The sequence below is a fragment of the Paenibacillus sp. FSL R5-0407 genome (assembly GCF_038009185.1).
Taxonomy (GTDB): domain Bacteria; phylum Bacillota; class Bacilli; order Paenibacillales; family Paenibacillaceae; genus Fontibacillus; species Fontibacillus vini.
Window position 1 is genome coordinate 2,942,201 of sequence record NZ_JBBPAX010000001.1, and the last position, 22,653, is coordinate 2,964,853.

Annotated in this window: 21 protein-coding genes and 1 other annotated feature; all 21 genes read right to left on the reverse strand. The window is 48.3% G+C overall.

Annotation, left to right across the window (positions count from 1 at the left end; all coding sequences use genetic code 11):
* Positions 1–25 precede the first annotated feature (25 nt).
* A complete protein-coding gene (gene rplC, locus NYE70_RS14320; protein WP_213656562.1) occupies positions 26–649 on the reverse strand; it encodes a 50S ribosomal protein L3 in 624 nt (207 codons plus the stop codon).
* Between the two features lie 43 nt (positions 650–692).
* Complete coding sequence (gene rpsJ / locus NYE70_RS14325; RefSeq protein WP_009226637.1) at positions 693–1,001, reverse strand: 30S ribosomal protein S10; 309 nt, start codon at positions 999–1,001, stop codon at positions 693–695.
* A gap of 271 nt (positions 1,002–1,272) precedes the next feature.
* Complete coding sequence (locus NYE70_RS14330; RefSeq protein ID WP_341046485.1) at positions 1,273–2,616, reverse strand: globin-coupled sensor protein; 1,344 nt, start codon at positions 2,614–2,616, stop codon at positions 1,273–1,275.
* A gap of 203 nt (positions 2,617–2,819) precedes the next feature.
* Complete coding sequence (gene tuf, locus NYE70_RS14335) at positions 2,820–4,010, reverse strand: elongation factor Tu (protein ID WP_211025561.1); 1,191 nt, start codon at positions 4,008–4,010, stop codon at positions 2,820–2,822.
* Positions 4,011–4,114: 104 nt separating this feature from the next.
* Positions 4,115–6,193: an elongation factor G gene (gene fusA / locus NYE70_RS14340; RefSeq protein ID WP_211025559.1), complete on the reverse strand. Its 2,079-nt coding sequence runs from the start codon at positions 6,191–6,193 to the stop codon at positions 4,115–4,117.
* 44 nt (positions 6,194–6,237) lie between these two features.
* Entirely contained in the window at positions 6,238–6,708 is a 471-nt protein-coding gene (gene rpsG, locus NYE70_RS14345; RefSeq protein WP_044482526.1) for a 30S ribosomal protein S7, read from the reverse strand.
* A gap of 66 nt (positions 6,709–6,774) precedes the next feature.
* Positions 6,775–7,197: a 30S ribosomal protein S12 gene (rpsL, locus tag NYE70_RS14350; protein ID WP_211025557.1), complete on the reverse strand. Its 423-nt coding sequence runs from the start codon at positions 7,195–7,197 to the stop codon at positions 6,775–6,777.
* Between the two features lie 140 nt (positions 7,198–7,337).
* Positions 7,338–7,589 (reverse strand): ribosomal L7Ae/L30e/S12e/Gadd45 family protein, encoded by a 252-nt coding sequence (locus NYE70_RS14355; protein ID WP_211025555.1) that lies wholly within the window; start codon positions 7,587–7,589, stop codon positions 7,338–7,340.
* Positions 7,590–7,817: 228 nt separating this feature from the next.
* Positions 7,818–11,432, reverse strand: a complete 3,615-nt coding sequence (gene rpoC, locus NYE70_RS14360) for a DNA-directed RNA polymerase subunit beta' (protein WP_341046489.1) — start codon at positions 11,430–11,432, stop codon at positions 7,818–7,820.
* An 84-nt stretch (positions 11,433–11,516) separates the two neighbouring features.
* Positions 11,517–15,062, reverse strand: coding sequence for a DNA-directed RNA polymerase subunit beta (rpoB, locus tag NYE70_RS14365; RefSeq protein WP_211025549.1), 3,546 nt, complete (start codon positions 15,060–15,062; stop codon positions 11,517–11,519).
* Between the two features lie 324 nt (positions 15,063–15,386).
* The gene (locus NYE70_RS14370; RefSeq protein ID WP_341046490.1) at positions 15,387–15,992 is read right to left on the reverse strand and encodes a class I SAM-dependent methyltransferase; all 606 of its coding nucleotides are present in this window, start codon (positions 15,990–15,992) and stop codon (positions 15,387–15,389) included.
* Positions 15,993–16,196: 204 nt separating this feature from the next.
* Positions 16,197–16,562: a 50S ribosomal protein L7/L12 gene (gene rplL, locus NYE70_RS14375; protein ID WP_211025545.1), complete on the reverse strand. Its 366-nt coding sequence runs from the start codon at positions 16,560–16,562 to the stop codon at positions 16,197–16,199.
* Positions 16,563–16,619: 57 nt separating this feature from the next.
* Positions 16,620–17,123 (reverse strand): 50S ribosomal protein L10, encoded by a 504-nt coding sequence (gene rplJ / locus NYE70_RS14380; RefSeq protein ID WP_211025543.1) that lies wholly within the window; start codon positions 17,121–17,123, stop codon positions 16,620–16,622.
* A 37-nt stretch (positions 17,124–17,160) separates the two neighbouring features.
* Positions 17,161–17,312, reverse strand: a sequence feature (ribosomal protein L10 leader region).
* An 82-nt stretch (positions 17,313–17,394) separates the two neighbouring features.
* On the reverse strand, positions 17,395–18,087 hold the full coding sequence (gene rplA, locus NYE70_RS14385) for a 50S ribosomal protein L1 (protein ID WP_211025541.1): 693 nt from the start codon (positions 18,085–18,087) through the stop codon (positions 17,395–17,397).
* 165 nt (positions 18,088–18,252) lie between these two features.
* Entirely contained in the window at positions 18,253–18,678 is a 426-nt protein-coding gene (gene rplK / locus NYE70_RS14390; protein ID WP_044482537.1) for a 50S ribosomal protein L11, read from the reverse strand.
* A 71-nt stretch (positions 18,679–18,749) separates the two neighbouring features.
* Positions 18,750–19,283, reverse strand: coding sequence for a transcription termination/antitermination protein NusG (nusG, locus tag NYE70_RS14395; RefSeq protein ID WP_044482538.1), 534 nt, complete (start codon positions 19,281–19,283; stop codon positions 18,750–18,752).
* Positions 19,284–19,306: 23 nt separating this feature from the next.
* Complete coding sequence (gene secE, locus NYE70_RS14400; protein ID WP_211025536.1) at positions 19,307–19,498, reverse strand: preprotein translocase subunit SecE; 192 nt, start codon at positions 19,496–19,498, stop codon at positions 19,307–19,309.
* 21 nt (positions 19,499–19,519) lie between these two features.
* On the reverse strand, positions 19,520–19,669 hold the full coding sequence (rpmG, locus tag NYE70_RS14405; RefSeq protein WP_071784256.1) for a 50S ribosomal protein L33: 150 nt from the start codon (positions 19,667–19,669) through the stop codon (positions 19,520–19,522).
* A gap of 866 nt (positions 19,670–20,535) precedes the next feature.
* Entirely contained in the window at positions 20,536–21,189 is a 654-nt protein-coding gene (sigH, locus tag NYE70_RS14410; RefSeq protein ID WP_373316857.1) for an RNA polymerase sporulation sigma factor SigH, read from the reverse strand.
* A 158-nt stretch (positions 21,190–21,347) separates the two neighbouring features.
* Positions 21,348–21,869 carry an NYN domain-containing protein gene (locus NYE70_RS14415; protein ID WP_211025532.1) on the reverse strand — a complete coding sequence of 174 codons (522 nt, stop codon included), beginning with the start codon at positions 21,867–21,869 and terminating at the stop codon, positions 21,348–21,350.
* 6 nt (positions 21,870–21,875) lie between these two features.
* Complete coding sequence (gene rlmB, locus NYE70_RS14420) at positions 21,876–22,634, reverse strand: 23S rRNA (guanosine(2251)-2'-O)-methyltransferase RlmB (protein ID WP_213656558.1); 759 nt, start codon at positions 22,632–22,634, stop codon at positions 21,876–21,878.
* Positions 22,635–22,653: the final 19 nt, after the last annotated feature.

The window sequence follows — 22,653 nt, forward strand, 5'->3', positions numbered from 1 at the left end:
TGTTGTTCCTCCTTTCTTCAGTCAATTATTTCTTAAGAGTTTGTTTGATTTTTACGAAGCTGTTTTTAGGACCTGGGATCGAGCCTTTAACGAGCAAAACATTACGTTCAGCGTCCACTCTGATCACTTCAAGGTTCTGAATAGTAACTGTTTCGTTACCCATATGTCCTGGAAGGCGTTTGCCTTTAGGAACGCGGTTCGCTTGAATGGAACCCATGGAACCTGGTCTACGATGATAACGGGAACCGTGCGCCATAGGGCCGCGGCTTTGTCCCCAGCGTTTGATAACGCCTTGGAACCCTTTACCTTTCGAAATACCAGTTACGTCAACAAATTCGCCTTCTGCAAACATATCGACTTTGACCTCTTGGCCAACTTCATATCCTGCAAGATCAACACCGCGAATTTCGCGAACGTAGCGCTTAGGCGTTGCGTTTGCCTTTTTAGCATGACCTGCTTCAGGCTTAGTAGTTCTAGATTCTTTCTTATCGGAGTAACCGATTTGAATGGCTTCGTAGCCGTCGTTCTCCAGATCTTTCTTTTGCAGAACAACGTTACCGCTCGCCTCAATAACCGTTACAGGAATAACATTCCCTTCCGGAGTAAACACTTGAGTCATTCCAAGCTTTTTCCCTAAGATACCTTTCATGTTGACACCTCTTTTCCTTTCCTATTCCAATGCTTATTGGGTATTACAATTTGATTTCGATATCTACACCGGACGGCAGGTCCAAGCGCATCAAGGCATCCACAGTTTGTGGAGTCGGATTAACAATGTCGATCAGACGTTTATGCGTCCGTTGTTCGAATTGTTCCCGCGAATCCTTGTACTTGTGTACCGCACGGAGAATAGTAATTACTTGTTTCTCAGTTGGCAACGGAATCGGCCCGGATACACCAGCACCCGAACGTTTTGCTGTTTCAACAATTTTCTCTGCGGATTGATCAAGAATTCTGTGGTCGTAAGCTTTCAAACGAATACGAATTTTTTGCTTTGCCATTTTAGTCCCTCCTTCTATCGCCCAATTTGGTATCGGACATACTCCGTGAAAATTTTCCGACCACCCTCCCATGGCAAAGGGGCCGGGTGTGTCAGTAACCTCTCACATCATCGCAACGTCACAGAACAACATTCATTATTATATAGAAAAGGCGGGCGCTTTGCAAGCTTTTATACAAAAGTTTTTATTGTGGTTTTTCATGGGTATTTACTCCCCGTTCTAATATTCAAAAAAGGCGCATTTCTCAAGGAAATACGCCATTTAACTTCTATTATAAATTCAGGGAAATTCGGTTCAGGCGTTCCGCCGACTCTGCGACTGTGGCCGTAGATGATCCGATTCCTTCTATAGTAGTAATCAATTCGCGGATTTGTTCTTCTAACAATATAATATCCTCCGCACTATTCTTCATCGAGTTCAAGATATGGATAAACATGTCTCCGCTTTCCTTCGATTGCGCTTTCCCTTGTTCCGCCAATCCCCGAACTTCCTCTACAGCATGTACGACTCGGGTCGAGATTTCTGCAGATTGATGGGCGAGATCCGCAATTTGAACCACCGTACTTTTCGCTTCTTCCGATAGCTTGTTCACTTCCCGGGCAACAACCGCAAACCCTAACCCCTGTTCACCAGCTCTTGCCGCTTCTATAGATGCGTTCAACGAGAGAAGTTTGATCCGGCTTGCAATGTCCTCTACGGCACTCACAACTTTATTAATTTGTGCAGAGGATTGTCCAAGATGCTTCAGCGATTCTTCCATAGAGCTGGTCTTTATATGAATGACTCCGATGTGCTCCTGTAGAAGCTGCAAAATGTCTCTTCCCTCTTCAGCCTGTTCTCTTGTATTTGAGGCGGTCTTTGAAGAATTCCGGATGGACATACTCACCTCATTGCTACTGGTTACCAGCTCTTCAACGGCTGCGTTCGTTCCTAAGCTTAAATCTTCAAGCTCCTCACTAAAAGTGGTGATTTTGCTTTTTAACTCATTTTTCACCAGTTCATATTGTTGTTCTTTCTCAAGGATGTTCTCCTTTTCATAAGCTTCCAACACCAGCTGCTGTTCTAGGTTTAACAGCTTTGTCGTTGTCCTCACCATTTGCAAAAGAAGCTGTTCGTCTTTAACTTCCTGGTAAATTGTCTGCAAAAACGCATTTTGCAGATTTTGAAATGCCGATAGATACCATTTTGGCTCCAATCCGACGCGCTTATGGACTTTAGCGATTTTTAGCCGTTTCATAATAAATGCTTGATCGACATTCCCACTGAACATATCAAGCAGATGTTCTCTTAGGGTTTCCTTCAGTTTTTCAACCGTGCTGTGTTCTTTAATGATTTCCTCTAGCTTGGATACATCCAGCACCGACTGATAAAAAGAATCCACAATCCAGTCGATCTTTCTAGAGATCATAGGTCTCATATGATGGAGCAGCTGAATATCCCCTTCATGAAAATCAATCATTCTCAATTGCTCATTTATCTCGGTCTGTCCGTCGATAACAAGCTGGTTTTCGTCCCATACCCAATCCGGTTTGACAACGGAAGCGGAATAATTGTAATGGTTGGCTTGTGCAGAGGGGGATGATGGGCGGCTTAGAAAAGATAAGGGGCATTTCATCGAGTGTTTATCCTCTCTTTGGGGATGTCTGATGATCTTAATGAGAGAATTATAACTGTGCTAAAAATCACTGTAAAGATAAATTTCTACATTATTCGACATATTTATTGCACTAAATGTCGAATTGGACGATTTTATCAACTGTAATATAAAAAAAGATCCGTCCCCTAAGGAACGGATCTCTCAAGCAATAAATTGCTTTATTATTTGCTGATTTTAACAACGGCACCGGATCCAACTGTACGGCCGCCTTCACGAATGGAGAAACGAGTTCCTTCTTCGATAGCGATCGGGTTGATCAGTTGAACAGTAACTTCGATGTTGTCACCAGGCATAACCATTTCAGTACCTTCTGGCAGGTTGATAACACCTGTTACGTCAGTTGTACGGAAATAGAATTGTGGACGGTAGCCAGTGAAGAAAGGCTTATGACGTCCGCCTTCTTCTTTAGTCAATACGTATACTTGAGCGGAAAACTCAGTATGCGGATTAACGGAAGCTGGCTTTGCCAATACTTGGCCGCGTTCGATTTGAGCACGGTCTACACCGCGGAGCAATGCGCCGATGTTGTCGCCCGCTTCAGCGGAATCGAGCAATTTACGGAACATTTCAACGCCTGTAACAACCGATTTCTTAGTTTCTTCGCGGATACCCACGATTTCGATTTCGTCGCCGACTTTAACAGTACCGCGCTCTACACGACCTGTAGCAACAGTACCACGGCCAGTGATGGAGAACACGTCTTCGACAGGCATCAGGAACGGTTTGTCCACTGGACGCTCTGGAAGCGGAATGTACTCGTCGATGATTTCGAACATTTCAACGATTTTCTTAGCCCAGTCACCAGTAGGGTTTTGAAGAGCTTCACGAGCGGAACCTTGGATGATTGGAGTGTCATCGCCAGGGAACTCATATTCGTTAAGCAGGTCGCGAACTTCCATTTCAACGAGTTCGATCAATTCAGCGTCTTCAACCATGTCGCATTTGTTCAAGAATACAACGATGTAAGGAACGCCTACGTTACGGGACAACAGGATGTGCTCGCGAGTTTGCGGCATTGGGCCGTCAGCTGCGGATACAACCAGAATCGCTCCGTCCATTTGTGCAGCGCCAGTGATCATGTTTTTAACATAGTCGGCGTGCCCTGGGCAGTCAACGTGTGCATAGTGGCGGTTAGGAGTTTCATACTCAACGTGGGACGTCGAGATTGTGATACCGCGCTCGCGCTCTTCTGGAGCTTTGTCGATTTGGTCGAATGCTACAGCAGCACCGCCATATGTGGTAGACAATACAGTCGTGATGGCTGCAGTCAGAGTTGTTTTACCATGGTCGACGTGACCGATAGTACCGATGTTAACATGCGGTTTTGTACGTTCGTATTTAGCCTTTGCCATTTTAAACATTTCCTCCTTAAAATATGGATTGTTATGTTGGACTAACCAGGGAATCCATCCCCTAAACAGGTTCCAAAGATTCCCCGGTCAGTAGGTACTGAAATTTATTCTCCGCCCTTGTTCTTGGACACGATTTCTTCAGCGATAGTCTTAGGAACTTCTTCATAGTGAGAAAGCTCCATCGAGAATACGCCGCGTCCTTGTGTACCGGAACGCAGGGTAGTCGAGTAACCGAACATTTCGGAGAGAGGTACTTTAGCACGGATAATTTGCGCGCCCCCACGGGAATCCATACCTTCGATCCGTCCGCGGCGGGAGTTCAGCATACCCATAACGTCGCCCATGTACTCCTCAGGAACCGTTACTTCAACTTTCATGATTGGCTCAAGCAGAACTGCTTGGCACTTTTCCTTGGCTGCTTTAAGCGCCATGGAACCGGCAATCTTAAACGCCATTTCACTGGAGTCAACGTCATGGTAAGAACCATCAACGATGGTTGCTTTAACGTCTACCAATGGGAAGCCTGCAAGGACACCATTCTTCATGGCTTCTTCAATACCTTGCTGAGCAGGCGCGATGTATTCTCTAGGTACGGAACCACCGACGATCTTGCTCTCGAACTGGTTACCGCTACCTGCTTCCAGAGGTTCGAACTCAACCCAAACGTGACCGTATTGACCACGACCACCGGATTGGCGGACGAATTTACCTTCAACGCGAGCCGGAGCTTTGAACGTTTCACGGTAAGCAACCTGAGGTTTACCTACGTTAGTCTCAACTTTGAATTCGCGGCGCATCCGGTCGATGATGATATCCAGGTGAAGCTCACCCATACCAGCAAGGATCGTTTGACCCGTTTCTTCGTCCGTATGAGCACGGAGCGTAGGATCTTCTTCAGTCAATTTACCGAGAGCAACGCCCATTTTGTCTTGGTCGGCTTTCGTTTTAGGCTCAACCGCGATTTCGATAACCGGATCAGGGAAGTTCATGGATTCGAGAATAACCGGAGCCTTCTCATCACACAGTGTATCACCTGTTCCCGTATCTTTCAAACCTACGGCTGCCGCAATATCACCGGAATAAACTTCGGTGATTTCTTTACGGGTGTTGGCATGCATTTGCAGGATACGTCCGATCCGCTCACGTTTGTTCTTTGTTGCATTCAGCACATACGAACCGGATTGCAAAATACCGGAGTACACGCGGAAGAACGTCAGTTTACCCACGTAAGGGTCAGTCATAATTTTAAATGCCAATGCGGAGAACGGCTCTTCGTCGGAAGAGTGACGTTCCACTTCGGTACCGTCATCCAAGTGACCTTTGATGGCCGGGATATCGATTGGAGCCGGCAGATAATCTACAACAGCGTCCAATACGAGCTGGATCCCTTTGTTACGGTAAGAAGAACCGCACACTACAGGGAAAATTTTAACTTCTACTACACCTTTACGAAGAGCTGCTTTCAGTTCTTCAACAGTGATTTCTTCACCTTCAAGGTATTTCATAGTCAATTCTTCGTCCAACTCGGCAACCTTTTCTACCAGTTCCGCGCGAAGTTCTTCAACTTTTGCTTGGTACTCGGCAGGAATTTCGGTTTCTTCGATGTTTTGGCCCAAGTCGTCTTTGTACATATACGCTTTTTGCTCAACGATGTCGATAATTCCGACAAAGTCGCTTTCTGCACCGATTGGCAGTTGGATCGCAACCGCATTCGCTTGCAGACGTTCGCGCATATCATTGACAACGTTCAGGTAGTCCGCACCGATGATATCCATTTTGTTTACATAAGCGATCCGAGGAACGCTATATTTGTCAGCCTGTCTCCAAACAGTTTCTGACTGAGGCTCAACGCCTTCCTTCGCACTGAAAACGCCTACTGCCCCGTCCAATACACGTAGGGAACGTTCAACTTCTACAGTGAAGTCAACGTGTCCCGGGGTATCGATGATATTTACGCGGTGACCCTTCCAGGAAGCGGTAGTAGCAGCGGACGTAATCGTAATCCCGCGCTCCTGCTCTTGCTCCATCCAGTCCATTGTTGCAGCACCCTCGTGAACTTCCCCGATTTTGTGCGTAATGCCTGTATAGAACAAAATACGTTCCGTTGTAGTTGTCTTACCGGCGTCAATATGCGCCATGATCCCGATGTTACGTGTATTTTTCAAGGAGAACTCTCTTGTCATGAATTAGTCTCCCTTCAAAATATTTTATTAAGTTTAACCGAATCCTACCAGCGGTAGTGTGCGAACGCTTTGTTCGCTTCGGCCATTTTGTGCGTATCTTCGCGTTTCTTAACGGAAGCGCCTGTGTTGTTGGATGCGTCGATGATCTCAGCAGCCAAACGCTCTTCCATCGTTTTCTCACCGCGGTTGCGGGAGTAGTTTACGAGCCAACGTAATCCCAAGGATGTACGTCTTTCTGGCTTAACTTCGATAGGTACTTGGTAGTTGGCACCGCCCACACGGCGAGCTTTAACTTCCAATACAGGCATGATATTTTTCAAAGCTGCTTCAAATACTTCCATTGGGTCATTACCCGTACGTTCTTGAATCAGGTTGAACGCATTGTACAGAATGCTTTGAGCAACTCCACGTTTACCGTCGAGCATGATGCGGTTGATCAGACGAGTAACAAGCTTGCTGTTATACACCGGATCTGGCAACACATCTCTCTTTGTAACTGGACCTTTGCGTGGCATAGTTATCCCCCTTTCAGTATTAATCCAAACCTCTTGTCGGTTCAATAAGCTGACTTAATGATCAACTTAGGATTTTTTTGCTTTCGGACGTTTAGCGCCGTATTTCGAACGGGCTTGCATCCGGTTGTTTACACCAGCGGTGTCCAAAGCTCCACGTACGATATGATAACGTACCCCTGGAAGGTCCTTGACCCGGCCGCCACGAATCAAAACTACGCTGTGCTCTTGCAGGTTATGACCGATACCTGGAATGTACGCCGTTACCTCAATGCGGTTCGTCAAACGAACACGGGCATATTTACGAAGTGCGGAGTTCGGTTTCTTAGGAGTCATAGTACCTACACGAGTGCACACTCCACGTTTTTGCGGGGAGCTCAGATCAGTAGCCTCACGCTTCAGGGCGTTAAACCCTCTTTGCAATGCTGGCGACTTCGATTTGTACACTTTGTCTTGACGTCCTTTACGGACTAGTTGGTTAATTGTTGGCATGTTGTTGCCACCCCCTTCCTCAATTCTCATGATCCTTCACAAACCTTTTTTAAGCCCACAGACCCAGGCGGTTCATTAAAGAACAAATGAAAAGTTTTTGCCGGAGGGATAACCCCTTTTAGCAAAAACGTTCCTATCAACTATTGTCTTACAATCGCAGCCATTGCCGCACCGACTTCAATCCCGCAAGCTTTGCCGAGGTTGGTCATCGTATCAACCAGTGTTACTTTAACGTTTCGCTGATTGCATAAAGCAATGATCTTTGACGTAAGGCGCGGATCTGCATCTTCAGCCACATAGACTTCTTCGGCTCGTCCAAGTTCCACCATTCTCATAGTTTGCTTGCTGCCGATTTTAACATGAGCGTCCTGTAGACCTTTATCATTAGACATAATTACCGTCCTCCAAAGCACAGGAATATCCGTACTCACGCACTTTGATATATTAGCATTCCAGCTAGGCGATGTCAAGCAATGATTTGAAAGTTTTTAGTTGAAAAACAAACATTGATTGCTTTGATCTCATAAAGAAGAAGCAGAAATCCATCATCATAGAATACATATGAAAAACAACGGCGCGGAACGGGTTTTACCCGAACCGCACCTGTTGTTTAATCCAACCTATTCTACAGAGACTGGCTCCAGACCTTCTTCAACCGTGTCGTCACCAGCCGGTTCAACAAACTGAATGCTCCGGTAACGGTTCATCCCCGTACCCGCAGGAATCAGTTTACCGATAATGACGTTCTCCTTCAAGCCGAGGAGTTTATCCACTTTGCCTTTGATAGCGGCATCGGTAAGCACCCGTGTCGTTTCCTGGAAGGAAGCGGCGGACAGGAAGGAGTCCGTTTCGAGCGATGCCTTGGTGATCCCGAGCAATACCGGTTTAGCCACAGCAGGCTCTTTGCCGGACAGGATTGCATCCTTGTTGGCAACCTCGTATTCATAAATATCGACGAATGCACCAGGCAAGAGCGGCGTATCACCGGCATCTACGATGCGGATTTTACGCAGCATCTGTCTGACCATAACTTCGATATGCTTGTCGTTGATTTCTACGCCCTGGTTCCGGTAAACGCGCTGAACTTCCTGAAGGATGTAGTTCTGCACGCCGCGGATACCCTTGATGCGCAAAATTTCTTTAGGGTCAATGGAACCGTCGGTCAACTCGTCGCCCGCTTCGATTTCCTGGCCTTCGCTTACGCGCAGACGGGAACCGTAGGTAACGGAATAAACCTTCGTTTCCGCTTCGCCTTGAACCTCGATTTCACGACGGTCCTTAGCTTCACGGATTTCCTTGATGACGCCGTCGATTTCACTGATCGTGGCTTGACCTTTTGGATTCCGGGCTTCAAAGAGCTCCTGAATACGCGGCAAACCTTGAGTGATATCGTCACCCGCAACGCCCCCGGTATGGAACGTACGCATGGTGAGCTGGGTTCCTGGTTCACCGATGGATTGGGCGGCGATAATGCCGACCGCTTCACCGATTTCCACGTGTTTGCCGGTCGCGAGGTTACGGCCATAGCACTTCTTACAAACGCCATGGCGTGCGCGACAGCTGAGCACGGAACGGATTTGCAGTTTCCCTACACCGGCATCGACGATTTCATGCGCTCTGTCGGAATCAATGAGTTCGTTGCGATGAACGATAATTTCACCCGTTTTCGGATGTTTGATCGTTTCAAAGCTATAACGTCCTTCGATCCGGTCGTACAGATCCTCGATAACCTCTTTACCGTCCTGGATAACGCTGACCATAAAGCCTTTATCCGTACCGCAATCTTCTTCGCGGACGATAACGTCCTGGGCTACGTCTACCAGACGACGAGTCAGGTAACCGGAGTCGGCTGTCCGAAGCGCTGTATCCGCCAAACCTTTCCGCGCGCCGTGCGTCGAAAGGAAGTACTCGAGGACGGTCAGACCTTCGCGGAAATTCGATTTGATTGGGAGTTCGATGATCCGACCCGACGGGTTGGCCATCAGACCCCGCATCCCACCGAGCTGGGTGATCTGCGATTTGTTACCGCGCGCCTTGGAATCCACCATGAGCATGATGGAATTGTAACGGTCCATCGATTTCATGAGCACTTCGGTAATTTGATCCTTCGCTTTGGACCAGATATCGATAACACGGTCATAACGTTCTTCGTTCGTAATGAGACCCCGGCGGTACTGTGTCGTAATCACTTGTACCTTGTCATCCGATTCGCGAAGGATAGACTGTTTCTCATCCGGTACGATAACGTCCGAGACAGCGATACTTACGCCGGCCCGAGTCGAATATGTGAAACCGGTTTGTTTGATTCTGTCCAAAATGATCGAAGTTTCTGTGGTGTGATAGATTTCAAAGCAACGGCCGATAATTTCGCCGAGATACTCTTTACCTACGCCACCTGCTTGTTTAGCATTCATAATCCGTTCCCAAACGTTCGCGCCTTTGTCATGGATGAAGTAATCATCAGGCGTGCCTTGGAACAGGTTGACTCTAGACGGTTCGTTAATATACGGGAAGCTCGAAGGGAAGATATCGTTGAAAATAATTTTCCCTACGGTCGTAATGAGCAGCGCATTTTGTTGTGCTTCCGTAAATCCGGTCTTGCCGAGCGCCTTAGCAGGAATGGCTACGCGTGCATGCAATTCCGCGGTTCCACGCTGATAAGCGGAGAACGCTTCGTTTACGGAGCCGAGAATCATCCCAGCGCCTTTGGCTTCCTTGTTATCCATTGTCAGATAATAAGATCCGAGAACCATATCCTGAGAAGGAGTAACGACAGGCTTGCCGTCTTTAGGGTTCAGGATGTTGCCGGACGCCAGCATCAGAATACGGGCTTCCGCTTGAGCTTCTGCGGACAACGGTACGTGAACGGCCATTTGGTCACCGTCAAAGTCGGCGTTATAAGCCGTACATACGAGCGGGTGAAGCCGGATGGCGCGGCCTTCGACCAGAATCGGTTCGAACGCCTGGATCCCGAGTCTGTGAAGCGTAGGGGCGCGGTTCAGCAGAACCGGATGCTCCTTAATGACTTCTTCGAGCACATCCCATACCTCAGGGCTGACGCGTTCCACTTTGCGCTTAGCGCTCTTGATATTGTGAGCAAGACCTTTGTTGACCAGTTCTTTCATCACGAAAGGTTTAAACAGCTCGAGAGCCATTTCTTTCGGAAGACCGCACTGATACATCTTCAGGTAAGGACCTACGACGATAACGGAACGGCCGGAATAGTCGACCCGTTTACCGAGCAAGTTTTGCCGGAAGCGGCCTTGTTTACCTTTCAGCATATGGCTGAGGGATTTCAAAGGACGGTTACCCGGTCCAGTTACCGGACGGCCGCGGCGACCATTATCGATCAGGGCGTCGACGGCTTCTTGCAGCATCCGTTTTTCGTTCTGCACGATAATGTCCGGCGCGCCCAGATCAAGCAGGCGTTTCAGACGGTTGTTCCGGTTAATAACCCGGCGGTACAAATCGTTAAGGTCAGACGTTGCGAAACGTCCGCCATCCAACTGTACCATCGGACGAAGTTCCGGAGGAATAACCGGAAGCACGTCGAGAATCATCCATTCCGGCTCATTGCCGGAGCTCTTGAACGCTTCGATGACTTCCAGGCGTTTGATCGCCCTGTTGCGGCGTTGGCCTTGGGCCGTGCGCAGCTCTTCTTTCAAAAATTCCAATTCCTTGTCGATATCGAGATCCTGGAGCAGCTTTTTGACCGCTTCAGCACCCATGCCGGCTTGGAATCCGTAGCCATACTTTTCACGGTAGCTGCGATATTCCTTCTCGGACAGAAGCTGCTTTTTCTCCAGTGGAGTTTCACCTGGATCTGTAACCACATAGGATGCAAAATAAATGATCTCTTCCAGGGAGCGCGGCGACATATCGAGCGCAAGGCCCATCCGGCTCGGGATCCCTTTAAAGTACCAAATATGCGATACAGGTGCGGCCAATTCAATATGACCCATCCGCTCGCGGCGAACCTTCGCTCTTGTTACTTCGACGCCGCAGCGATCGCAGACAACGCCTTTGTAACGTACGCGTTTATATTTACCGCAATGACATTCCCAGTCTTTGGTCGGGCCGAAAATTTTCTCGCAAAACAGCCCTTCCTTTTCCGGTTTCAATGTACGGTAGTTAATCGTTTCCGGTTTCTTAACTTCTCCGCGGGACCAAGAACGAATTTTATCTGGGGAAGCAAGCCCAATTTTCATAAACTCGAAGTTGTTGACGTCCAACAAGGAGCATCCCTCCTTAACCAAGTCCTGATATTGACAATCTCCGGTTATCAATCATCTTCGGGCGGCTTACGCCGCCCTAGATGCTTATTCTACTCCGACTTCCGCACCTTCCAGGTTCAGACTCAGTTTGTCCCCGGACGCATCGTCTTCGTCGTCGATTTCCTTCATCTCGATCTCTTCTTCGTTTTCGGTGAGGATCTTGACGTCCATACCCAAACTTTGAAGTTCCTTGATCAAGACCTTAAACGATTCCGGTACACCAGGTTCCGGTACGTTCTCGCCTTTGACGATCGATTCGTAGGTTTTCACCCGGCCGACCACATCATCCGACTTGACGGTCAAAATTTCTTGCAGTGTATAAGCAGCGCCGTAGGCTTCGAGCGCCCAAACTTCCATCTCCCCGAAACGCTGTCCGCCGAACTGTGCTTTACCACCGAGCGGCTGCTGCGTAACGAGCGAGTAAGGACCTGTCGAGCGGGCATGGATTTTATCATCAACCATGTGCGCCAGTTTGATCATGTGCATGACGCCGACGGTAACTTCGCGTTCGAATTGCTCACCTGTACGACCGTCGTATAGAACGGTTTTACCATTGCGCTGCATTCCGGCTTCTTCCATCGTGTCGAACACGTCGTACTCGTTCGCACCGTCGAATACCGGAGTAGCCACATGGATACCGAGCTTCAGAGCTGCCATACCAAGGTGAATTTCCAACACCTGACCGATGTTCATCCGGGATGGAACCCCGAGTGGGTTCAGTACAACCTGTACAGGTGTACCGTCCGGCATGAACGGCATATCTTCCTCTGGCAGAATACGGGCTACGACCCCTTTGTTACCATGACGGCCGGCCATTTTATCGCCTTCGGAAATTTTACGTTTTTGGGCAATATATACCCGAACAAGTTGATTAACGCCCGGTGGCAACTCGTCGCCATTCTCACGAGTAAACACCTTAACGTCGACAACAATACCGTCGGTACCATGCGGTACACGCAGGGATGTGTCACGTACTTCGCGTGCTTTCTCGCCGAAGATGGCGTGCAGAAGGCGTTCTTCTGCTGTAAGTTCCGTTACGCCCTTCGGAGTAACTTTACCGACCAGGATATCGCCTGCGCCGATTTCCGCACCGACACGGATGATGCCGCGCTCGTCAAGATTGCGAAGCGCTTCTTCACCGACATTCGGAATATCGCGGGTAATCTCTTCAGGACCCAGCTTCGTATCGCGGGCTTCGGATTCGTATTCCTCGATATGGATCGAGGTGTACACATCCTCTTTCACGAGTTTCTCACTAAGCAGGATCGCATCCTCGTAGTTGTAGCCTTCCCAAGTCATAAAGGCAACGACTACGTTCCGGCCAAGAGCCAATTCGCCCATTTCTGTCGATGGCCCGTCCGCGAGAATGTCACCCTTCTTGATAACATCGCCGCGTTTGACGATCGGACGCTGGTTAATGCATGTTCCTTGGTTCGAACGCATAAATTTGTGTAATTTATGTTTAACAAGGTCGCCTTTTACTTCCTTGCCATCCACTTTCTCGACGCGGCGCAGCCAAATTTCGTTTGCTGCGGAACGCTCGATGATCCCGTCGTATTTCGAAACGATACATACACCGGAGTCTTTGGCCGATTTATGCTCCATCCCTGTTCCGACAAGCGGAGCCTTAGGAATGAGAAGCGGAACCGCCTGACGCTGCATGTTCGAACCCATCAGTGCACGGTTCGAGTCATCGTTCTCCAAGAAAGGAATCAGTGCGGTCGCGACGGACACAACCTGCTTAGGCGATACGTCCATATAGTCAACGCGGTCGCTCGGCATGGTCAAAATGTTGTCGGACTGCTTGTTATAACGAACGATAACATTCTCATCGCGGAACGTGTTGTCATCATTCAACACCGCGTTCGCCTGTGCAATGATGTAGTTATCCTCTTCATCGGCAGTCAGGTAAGCGATTTGATCGGTAACCTTGCCCGTATTCGGGTCAACCCAACGGTACGGAGCTTCGATGAAGCCATACTCGTTGACGCGAGCGAACGTCGACAAGGAGTTGATCAAACCGATGTTCGGTCCTTCCGGCGTCTCGATTGGACACATACGGCCATAGTGGGAATGATGGACGTCACGAACTTCAAAGCCCGCGCGTTCCCGCGTCAAACCACCAGGTCCGAGTGCGGACAGACGGCGTTTATTCGTAAGTTCAGCAAGCGGGTTCGTCTGGTCCATAAACTGCGACAACTGCGAACTGCCGAAGAACTCCTTAATCGATGCGATAACAGGACGAATATTGATCAGCGCTTGCGGCGTAATCACGTTCGCATCCTGGATCGACATTCTTTCGCGCACGACGCGTTCCATCCGGGACAAACCGATACGGAACTGGTTCTGCAGCAATTCGCCTACGGAACGCAGTCTACGGTTACCGAGATGGTCAATATCGTCCGTGCTTCCGACGCCGTGCAACAGGTTCAGGAAGTAGCTGATCGACGAAATGATATCAGCCGGCGTAATATGCTTCACCGATTTATCGATATTGCGGTTCGCGATCACCTTAACAACCTTGCCGTCTTCGATCGGAGAGAAAATATCGATCGTTTGCAAAGGCACGTCGTTAGCATCAAGAACACCGTTGGCCACATGATAGTTTTTGAAACCTACCGAGTTTTCCAAGAACGGCAAGATTTGATCAAGCAAACGGCGGTCCACCATCTGACCGGCTTCGGCGATAATTTCACCGGTGTTCGTGTCGATGAGAGACTCAGCCAAACGTTGGTTGAACAAACGATTCTTGATGTGGAGCTTTTTATTGATTTTATAACGGCCTACATTGGCCAGGTCATAACGCTTAGGATCAAAGAAACGCGCCACAAGCAAACTCTTAGCATTATCAAGAGTCGGCGGCTCACCCGGACGAAGACGCTCATAGATTTCAATGAGAGCTTTTTCCGTAGAGTCGGTGTTGTCTTTATCCAGCGTGTTGCGAATATATTCATCGTTGCCGAGCAAATCGAGAATCTCAGCATCCGTACCGAATCCAAGCGCACGAAGCAACACGGTTACCGGAATCTTACGAGTACGGTCGATCCGGACATAAACGATATCCTTCGCATCCGTCTCCAGTTCCAACCATGCACCGCGGTTTGGAATTACTGTTGCGGTATAAGTTTTCTTTCCGTTCTTATCCACTTTTGTGCTGAAATAGACGCTAGGAGAGCGAACCAACTGAGTGACAATTACCCGTTCCGCACCATTAATAATGAATGTGCCGGTTTCCGTCATCAGCGGGAAATCTCCCATGAATACTTCCTGCTCTTTGACTTCGCCGGTTTCCTTATTAATGAGCCGGACTTTAACCCGAAGCGGCGCCGCATACGTAACATCACGTTCCTTAGCGTCGTCTACTGTATACTTCGGTTCTCCAAGACTGTAATCGATAAATTCCAACACCAGATTTCCGGTGAAATCCTGAATCGGCGAGATATCCTGGAACATTTCCCGAAGGCCTTCTTCCAAGAACCACTCGTAGGATTTCTGTTGGATTTCGATCAGGTTCGGAACTTCGAGTACCTCGTTAATTCGTGCATAACTTCGCCGAGTGCGTCGACCATATTGAACAAGATGTCCTGCCAACTTATACCCACCCCTCATGTCTACTCACTTAAAAATTCATTGCGAACCCGTGTTTGTACCCTTATAATAGGACCATACGGATTCATCCACAAATAAAGAAAAGCCCTTATCGAATGCTTTCGAAAAAAGAGCATCATTATCCGTGTCATTTCCAGCCTGATGTCCCCGTATTCAGTAGATTTACCCGAAATGTACATATTATACGTAAAACGATATTGATTTTATGCATCGTTTCACAAAAGTATTGACATTTCAGCAAGGTAAAGCCACAGAGGGCATCCTAATACTGACATTTTATAATAATAACACAACCACTTTTTCAAGTCAAACTATTTTTTTGGTTGCCTTGTAAATCCGATACCCCTTGTCCTTCGTCACTTCTTCCACGCTATCAAATAAAGACTCCAGCTTCAGCTTAGCCGACAGCGCCCCTTGCTTTTTCTGAATAACAATCCATAGAGAACCTCCAGGCCTCAATCTTTCATGAGCCCCTTCAAAAATCGCATGTACCGTCTCTTTGCCTGCCCGAATCGGTGGATTTGTCAGCACTACATCAAAATCCCGATCTCCTAGCTCCGCAAATAAATCGCTTTGGAGAACCGTTACATTCAAGATCCGGTTAGCCGCAGCATTTTCGCGAGCCAGTTCGACCGCACGGCTATTGACGTCGATCATAGTTACATGGCCTTGATCAGCCATGCGGGCAGCCGAAAGACCGATCGGTCCATAGCCGCAACCTACGTCAAGCACGTCTGCGTTTGCGGGAATTTCCATAGCTTCTATCAAAGTTCTGCTCCCGAAATCCACGCCGCCTTTGGAGAATACCCCGGCATCGCTGACAAAACGGAAATTCTGCCCCCGGAGCGTTGCGTCCCACATTTTCCGGTCATGTGCAACAGAAGGCTGATTCGTATAATAGTGATCTGGCATTTTACCGGTGACCTCCGTTGATCAGTTAATTGTTTTTGGGACTGGGGATCCTTTGCGAACGGACTCCTCGCCACGAAGTTCACCTAGGCAGATGCACGCGAGCAAGAGAGCACCAGACCCAAAAGCGTTTGTCCGAAACTTACGCAGGTTATAAACAAACCCCTTGAATGAATTCAAGGGGTTTGTCATTAGATAGAAGAGAAATTACTTCACTTCTACAGATGCGCCTGCTTCTTCCAATTTCGCTTTTACTGCTTCTGCTTCTTCTTTGCCCACTTTTTCTTTCAGTGGTTTTGGAGCGTTGTCAACCAGGTCTTTTGCTTCTTTCAAGCCGAGACCAGTGATTTCGCGAACCACTTTGATAACGTTGATTTTGGACGCGCCTGCATTGTTCAGGATTACGTCGAATTCAGTTTGCTCAGCTGCTTCAGCTGCGCCGCCGCCGCCACCAGCTACAACTACAGGAGCTGCAGCAGTTACGCCGAATTCTTCTTCGATAGCTTTAACAAGATCGTTCAGTTCAAGAACGGTCATAGCTTTGATTTCTTCCAAAATTGTTTCTTTAGACATGGTAGAACCTCCATTATTTTAATTTGATAATTTTAGATAGCTTGATTCAGAAGCAGCTTACGCGCTTGCTTCTTCTTTGTCTGCAACGGCTTTGACTGCCAGTGCGAAGTTGCGAACTGGAGCTTGAAGCACGCTGAGGAGCATCGAAAGGAGACCTTCGCGGGACGGAAGATCCGCCAACGCTTTGATTTGGTCAACGCCGACTACACGGCCTTCAACCACGCCACCTTTTACTTTCAACGCTTCGTTCTTCTTCGCGAAATCGCTAAGAATTTTAGCCGGAGCTACTGCGTCTTCAGCACTGAATGCGATAGCCGTAGGGCCAGTCAGCACTTCGTTCAGTTCAGAAAGTTCAGCAGCTTCTGTTGCGCGGCGAACGAGCGTATTCTTCAATACTTGGAATTCTACGCCAGCTTCACGAAGCTGTTTGCGCAATTCCGTAACTTGGGCAACATTCAGACCGCGGTAATCCGCTACTACAGTCGTTGCGCTCTCGCGCAATTTCGCAGTTACGGCTTCAACGGCTTCTTGTTTTGCTTGAATCACTTTTGCGTTTGCCAACCTGTACACCTCCTGATAGATTTACTCGGCCTTCTTCATTTCCATGAAAAAAGCCTCCGCAGAATCACGAAGGCCTGACGAATCATTAACCACAGATGAACTGCGGTAAATTGAAATTCTATCACAACACCTCGGTAGGAAATTAAGCACTAAGGCACCTACTGTCTACGGTAAGCATATTCAAATTGAATTGTCGTATCAAAAACAACTTGTTTAGTTTACCAAGAGATTCACTCGATGTCAATCCCATTACTCACCGAGGCGAGAGGTATTATCTGTAAACAGTTGTATTAACACGAGCGCTAGGGCCCATCGTCGAAGAAATCGCGATGTTTTTCAAATACACGCCCTTGGCAGCAGCCGGTTTAGCCCGGTTCAATGCGTCGATGAGAGCTTTGAGGTTCTCATTGAGTTGTTCGGAAGAGAAAGATACTTTTCCGATTGGCGCATGGATTTGACCTGCTTTGTCCAGACGGTACTCGATTTTACCCGCTTTGATTTCTTGAACGGCTTTAGCTACGTCAAACGTAACTGTACCTGCTTTAGGGTTAGGCATGAGGCCTTTACCACCGAGCAGACGGCCGAGTTTACCAACTTCACTCATCATATCCGGTGTCGCTACGCAGACATCGAATTCGAACCAGCCTTGTTGGATTTTGTTGATCATGTCTTGATCGCCTACGAAGTCAGCGCCGGCAGCTTCCGCTTCCTTAACTTTCTCGCCTTTGGCGAATACCAGAACGCGTTGCGTTTTACCCGTGCCATGAGGCAGGACAACGACACCACGAACGGCTTGGTCTTGTTTACGAGGGTCTACGCCCAAACGAACTGCTGCTTCAACGGTTTCGTCGAATTTTGCAGTCGCTGCCTTTTTCACCAGTTCAACGGCTTCTGAAGGCTCATATGTCGCTTCGCTGTCGATCAGCTTAGCGGCTTCAAGGTATTTTTTACCGTGTTTAGCCATGAAATTGTTCCTCCTTTGTGGTATTAGCGGAATATCCTCCCACTGTTCTCTGAAAAGATGAGCTACCCGAAGGTGAGCTTATTTTTTCAGAGGCAACTTCCGTTGCAAAAGTCTTGATGTCGTTTCTAGGTTGTTTAGCAACTCAGTTGTTTTACGCCCCAAGAATTAGTCTTGGATCGTGATGCCCATGCTACGAGCAGTACCTTCTACCATGCGCATTGCCGATTCAACGGAAGCTGCGTTAAGGTCAGGCATTTTTTGCTCCGCGATTTGACGAACAACGTCGCGTTTCACGGTAGCCACTTTTTTCTTGTTTGGTTCGCCGGAACCCTTCTCGATCTTCGCAGCAACGCGAAGCAGAACAGCTGCCGGAGGAGTTTTGGTGATGAATGTAAAAGAACGGTCTTCAAACACCGAAATCTCAACTGGAATGATCAAACCTGCTTGATCGGCAGTACGAGCGTTGAATTCTTTACAGAATGCCATGATGTTGACACCTGCTTGACCCAAAGCTGGACCTACCGGAGGCGCAGGATTCGCTTTCCCTGCAGGAATTTGCAGTTTTACCACTTTGATAACCTTTTTCGCCATGTAAAACACCTCCTTGCCCTAATAGTGGTAGACGGAGCGCAATGCCCCTCCCACGTGAAACCCTAAGAAACCTATATCTTTTCCACTTGAGTGTAATCCAGTTCAAGCGGGGTTTCTCGTCCAAACATGTTGACGTGAACCTTGAGCTTGCTCTTGTCGACCAGAATTTCTTCGATGGATCCGACAAAATTGGCAAACGGGCCAACCTTGATGCGTACGGATTCTTTCAAGTCGAACTCGATAACCGGTTTCGGTTCTTCCATGCCCATATGCTGCAAAATCTGTTCCACTTCTTCAGGGAGCAGAGGCGTAGGTTTGGAACCCGATCCCGTGGAGCCGACAAATCCAGTAACGCCCGGCGTGTTGCGAACAACATACCAAGAGTCGTCGGTTTGGATCATTTCCACCAAGACATATCCCGGGTAAACTTTACGCATGACGGTCTTCTTCTTACCGTCTTTGTTTACCACTTCTTCTTCCATAGGAACAAGAACGCGGAAAATCTTGTCTTCCATGCCCATGGACTCGACGCGCTTCTCCAAATTGGCTTTGACCTTGTTCTCATACCCGGAATAGGTATGAACTACGTACCATCTTTTTTCCATATCAAGCCACCTATGGACCCTTCTTAAATTATCGCTTCGATCACAGCAGAGATGCCGATATCAAGTACCCAAAAATAAATCGCGACAACTGCAATTGTACCCAGCACAATCAGCGTATAATTGGTCAGCTCTTTACGATTAGGCCAGCGAACCTTTTTAAGCTCTGCCCAGCTTTCAGAGAAAAAAGAGATCAACGACTTGAAACTTCGTTTCATGCGCGACTACACCTCCAAAGACTATCTGGTTTCGCGATGAGGAACTTGCTCGTTGCAAAACTTGCAAAATTTCTTCATCTCCATGCGGTCGGGGTGGTTACGCTTGTTTTTCGTTGTCGTGTAGTTTCTTTGTTTGCAGTTCGTACAAGCCAACGTAATAATTACCCGCATGATGTGCACCTCCCGAAGACATTCCTTTATGAGAAAGTCTTATTGTTTAAACCTAAAAATGAAAAACACAAATTTAGGCCTACCTAAAACACTTTATCACATGGCCCTACCCGTGTCAACGAGCGAGACAAGCTTCTCTCTTCGTTAAATTGAGGTAATTCCTGAATGACTCTTGAATCTGGAAATTGTCAGCTGGAGCAGGTTCTGGATTCGAATGCGTATCTTTCTAGTATGGCACAGCTTTTAATAGGTTAAACGCAAACACGGCTTCTTTTCAAACGTGTAGTCGTACTCCAGAAATATGCAGGGCACCGAATTGCGAATTACACCGGCTGATGCTACTTCTGGAGGTAAGCCGCCTCGCCTGGACTACCTGATGGCGGGATGGTTTGGTCGATCAATATAATGATAATGCGCGCGCGGAAAATACTTTTTAACGGACACAGGAGACCTTAAGTCACCCAAAACACCATGTTTTCCATTCTAACGGACACAGTTGCTCTTAACTCCACTATTTTCTTACGAAAACAGCAATTCATCCTGCTTTAAGGGCCGTGGTGTCCGTTAGTTTCCTAAACGTTACATTTAACGTGGAATAAGGTCTCTCGTGTCCGTTAGAAGTTAGCGATTGGAAAAGGAGTACACAAGCTTACAAACACAGAAGCACTAATAAACAAATACTGAAATACGCAATACGCAATACACAATACGCATAACGCAATACAAAATACGCAATACGCACACACCATACACCATACACAAGCCTCAAATATGCAAGCTCAAATTCAAACACCCATTAAAACAGCAAAAAAGGGCGACGGCTGATCCGTCCTCCCTCTATGTTCCGTATAAATTCAACTATAAGTTCAAATGCCTCCGTCGCGCACTTCCAGATAACGTTCCAGTTTACGCTTCACTCGTTGCAGCGCATTGTCGATGGATTTCACATGCCGATTTAAATCGACCGCAATTTCCTGATAGGAGCGCCCATCCAGGTACAGCATCAACACCTTGCGTTCCAGGTCACTGAGTATTTCAGACATTTTATCTTCAAGTCCGACAAATTCCTCTTGATTAATGATCAATTCTTCCGGATCGCATACCCGGGAGCCGCAAATGACATCCAAGAGCGTCCGATCGGAATCCTCATCATAAATTGGCTTGTCCAATGAGACGTAAGAATTGAGCGGAATATGCTTCTGGCGGGTCGCCGTCTTGATTGCCGTTATAATCTGACGTGTAATGCACAGCTCGGCAAACGCTTTGAACGAAGCGAGCTTATCCCCCCGAAAGTCCCGGATCGATTTATAAAGGCCGATCATGCCTTCCTGAATAATATCCTCACGGTCGGCACCGATCAGGAAATAGGATCTAGCTTTGGCACGCACAAAACTGCGGTACTTGTTAATCAAGTACTCAAGCGCTTCACTGTCACCGTTGCGGACGGCTTCGACAATGTCTTCGTCATTTTGGACCTCATAATCTAGCCTTATCCACGTCTCCAGGTTGACACTCACCACAAATCCCTCCGGCTGCAACGCACGGTGCCCCGTCACTCAGTCAAGTAATACGAACAGTATATATGATGGCGCATATTAGCGTCAACCGAAAAAGTACCAAAAGATGTAAAGTCGAACTTTGTCAAGAGTATTTGGGAGCAAAACCACAGAATGCACTTTCATTCCCTGCGCCACCGTTCGAACATTTTTCTCACTTCCGGACTCAGCTTTCCGTCAATCGTGTTCCTGCTGGAGTTGCTGCTGCGTTCCTGCAATCTCACCTGGATTTCCTTCTCGCTTTGCTCCACTTGGGTCAGCAATTCGCGCGCCGAAACCCGTAGCGCTCCCTGCCCGAATATGACATGCTGCTCCACCATATCGCTTGTAGCGACATAAATCTGCCTGCGGCGATTCGTCAATTCCCCGACCAGACGTTCAATGCATTCATCCGCCGTCTCTTTTTCTTTAGTGAAATGGATATCGACTTTATATTGGGCGAATGACTTGCCGAGTCCGGGTACCCGGTAAGCATCAAAGACGACGATCACCTTTCTCCCCGAAAAGGCTTGGTAGTCGGCCAGCCTGGCCAACAAACGGTCCCGGGCCTCCTCCAGATCGTTCTTGGACAAGGAGGCGAGCTCGGGCCACCCGCCGATCATATTGTATCCGTCTACCAGGAGACAATCGCGCGTGTCGCGCATAGAACTCTAGCCCTCGGCGCGGCGTCTGCGAAGCACTTCATACATCACAACGCCCGCGGCAACCGAGGCGTTCAAGGAATTCAGCTGTCCGTTCATCGGAAGCTTCAGCAGCACATCGCAGGTCTCCCGGACCAGGCGGCCCATTCCCTTATTTTCATTCCCGATCACGATCGCCACCGGACCGGTAAAAATATTGCCGCTGCTGCCGCTATAAATTTCATCCTTAGCGGCGACATCGGTACCGACGACCCAGACGCCGCCTTCCTTAAGCTGCTCCATCGTCTGTACCAGATTTGTCACTCGGGCTACAGGGACATATTCGACCGCTCCGGCCGAGGTTTTGGACACGGTCGCGGTGACTGCGGCGGAACGTCGTTTAGGGATGATCACCCCATGAACTCCCGTGCACTCCGCAGTCCGCAAGATCGAACCCAGATTATGCGGATCCTCGATTTCGTCCAGCACGAGCAGGAACGGCGCTTCACCCCGTTCGGCAGCTCTTGCAAGCAGATCTTCAACCTCAACGTAGGCGTATGGCGCCGCCTGGGCTACAACGCCCTGATGCTGCAAACCCGGGGCCATTTGGTCCAGCTTCCGCTTGTCCACGAATTGAACGATAATTCCCCGGTTTTTGGCCTCCGTCACTATCGGTTGAGTCAGATGTTTTTGGGCGCCTTCGGCTACCCATATTTTATTGATCGTGCGTCCGGCTCTGAGCGCTTCAAGCAGCGAGTGCTTCCCGGCGATCCATTCTTGGTCCTCCATATAATCCTCCTGGGTTTAT

Coding starts and splice junctions, on each gene's coding strand:
- rplC (WP_213656562.1), bottom strand. CDS start 649: ATGAAAGGTATCTTAGGGAAAAAGCTTGGAATGACTCAAGTGTTTACT.
- rpsJ (WP_009226637.1), bottom strand. CDS start 1,001: ATGGCAAAGCAAAAAATTCGTATTCGTTTGAAAGCTTACGACCACAGA.
- NYE70_RS14330 (WP_341046485.1), bottom strand. CDS start 2,616: ATGAAATGCCCCTTATCTTTTCTAAGCCGCCCATCATCCCCCTCTGCA.
- tuf (WP_211025561.1), bottom strand. CDS start 4,010: ATGGCAAAGGCTAAATACGAACGTACAAAACCGCATGTTAACATCGGT.
- fusA (WP_211025559.1), bottom strand. CDS start 6,193: ATGACAAGAGAGTTCTCCTTGAAAAATACACGTAACATCGGGATCATG.
- rpsG (WP_044482526.1), bottom strand. CDS start 6,708: ATGCCACGCAAAGGTCCAGTTACAAAGAGAGATGTGTTGCCAGATCCG.
- rpsL (WP_211025557.1), bottom strand. CDS start 7,197: ATGCCAACAATTAACCAACTAGTCCGTAAAGGACGTCAAGACAAAGTG.
- NYE70_RS14355 (WP_211025555.1), bottom strand. CDS start 7,589: ATGTCTAATGATAAAGGTCTACAGGACGCTCATGTTAAAATCGGCAGC.
- NYE70_RS14370 (WP_341046490.1), bottom strand. CDS start 15,992: ATGCCAGATCACTATTATACGAATCAGCCTTCTGTTGCACATGACCGG.
- rplL (WP_211025545.1), bottom strand. CDS start 16,562: ATGTCTAAAGAAACAATTTTGGAAGAAATCAAAGCTATGACCGTTCTT.
- rplA (WP_211025541.1), bottom strand. CDS start 18,087: ATGGCTAAACACGGTAAAAAATACCTTGAAGCCGCTAAGCTGATCGAC.
- rplK (WP_044482537.1), bottom strand. CDS start 18,678: ATGGCGAAAAAGGTTATCAAAGTGGTAAAACTGCAAATTCCTGCAGGG.
- nusG (WP_044482538.1), bottom strand. CDS start 19,283: ATGGAAAAAAGATGGTACGTAGTTCATACCTATTCCGGGTATGAGAAC.
- secE (WP_211025536.1), bottom strand. CDS start 19,498: ATGAAACGAAGTTTCAAGTCGTTGATCTCTTTTTTCTCTGAAAGCTGG.
- rpmG (WP_071784256.1), bottom strand. CDS start 19,669: ATGCGGGTAATTATTACGTTGGCTTGTACGAACTGCAAACAAAGAAAC.
- NYE70_RS14415 (WP_211025532.1), bottom strand. CDS start 21,869: ATGCGCGACACGCGCGATTGTCTCCTGGTAGACGGATACAATATGATC.
- rlmB (WP_213656558.1), bottom strand. CDS start 22,634: ATGGAGGACCAAGAATGGATCGCCGGGAAGCACTCGCTGCTTGAAGCG.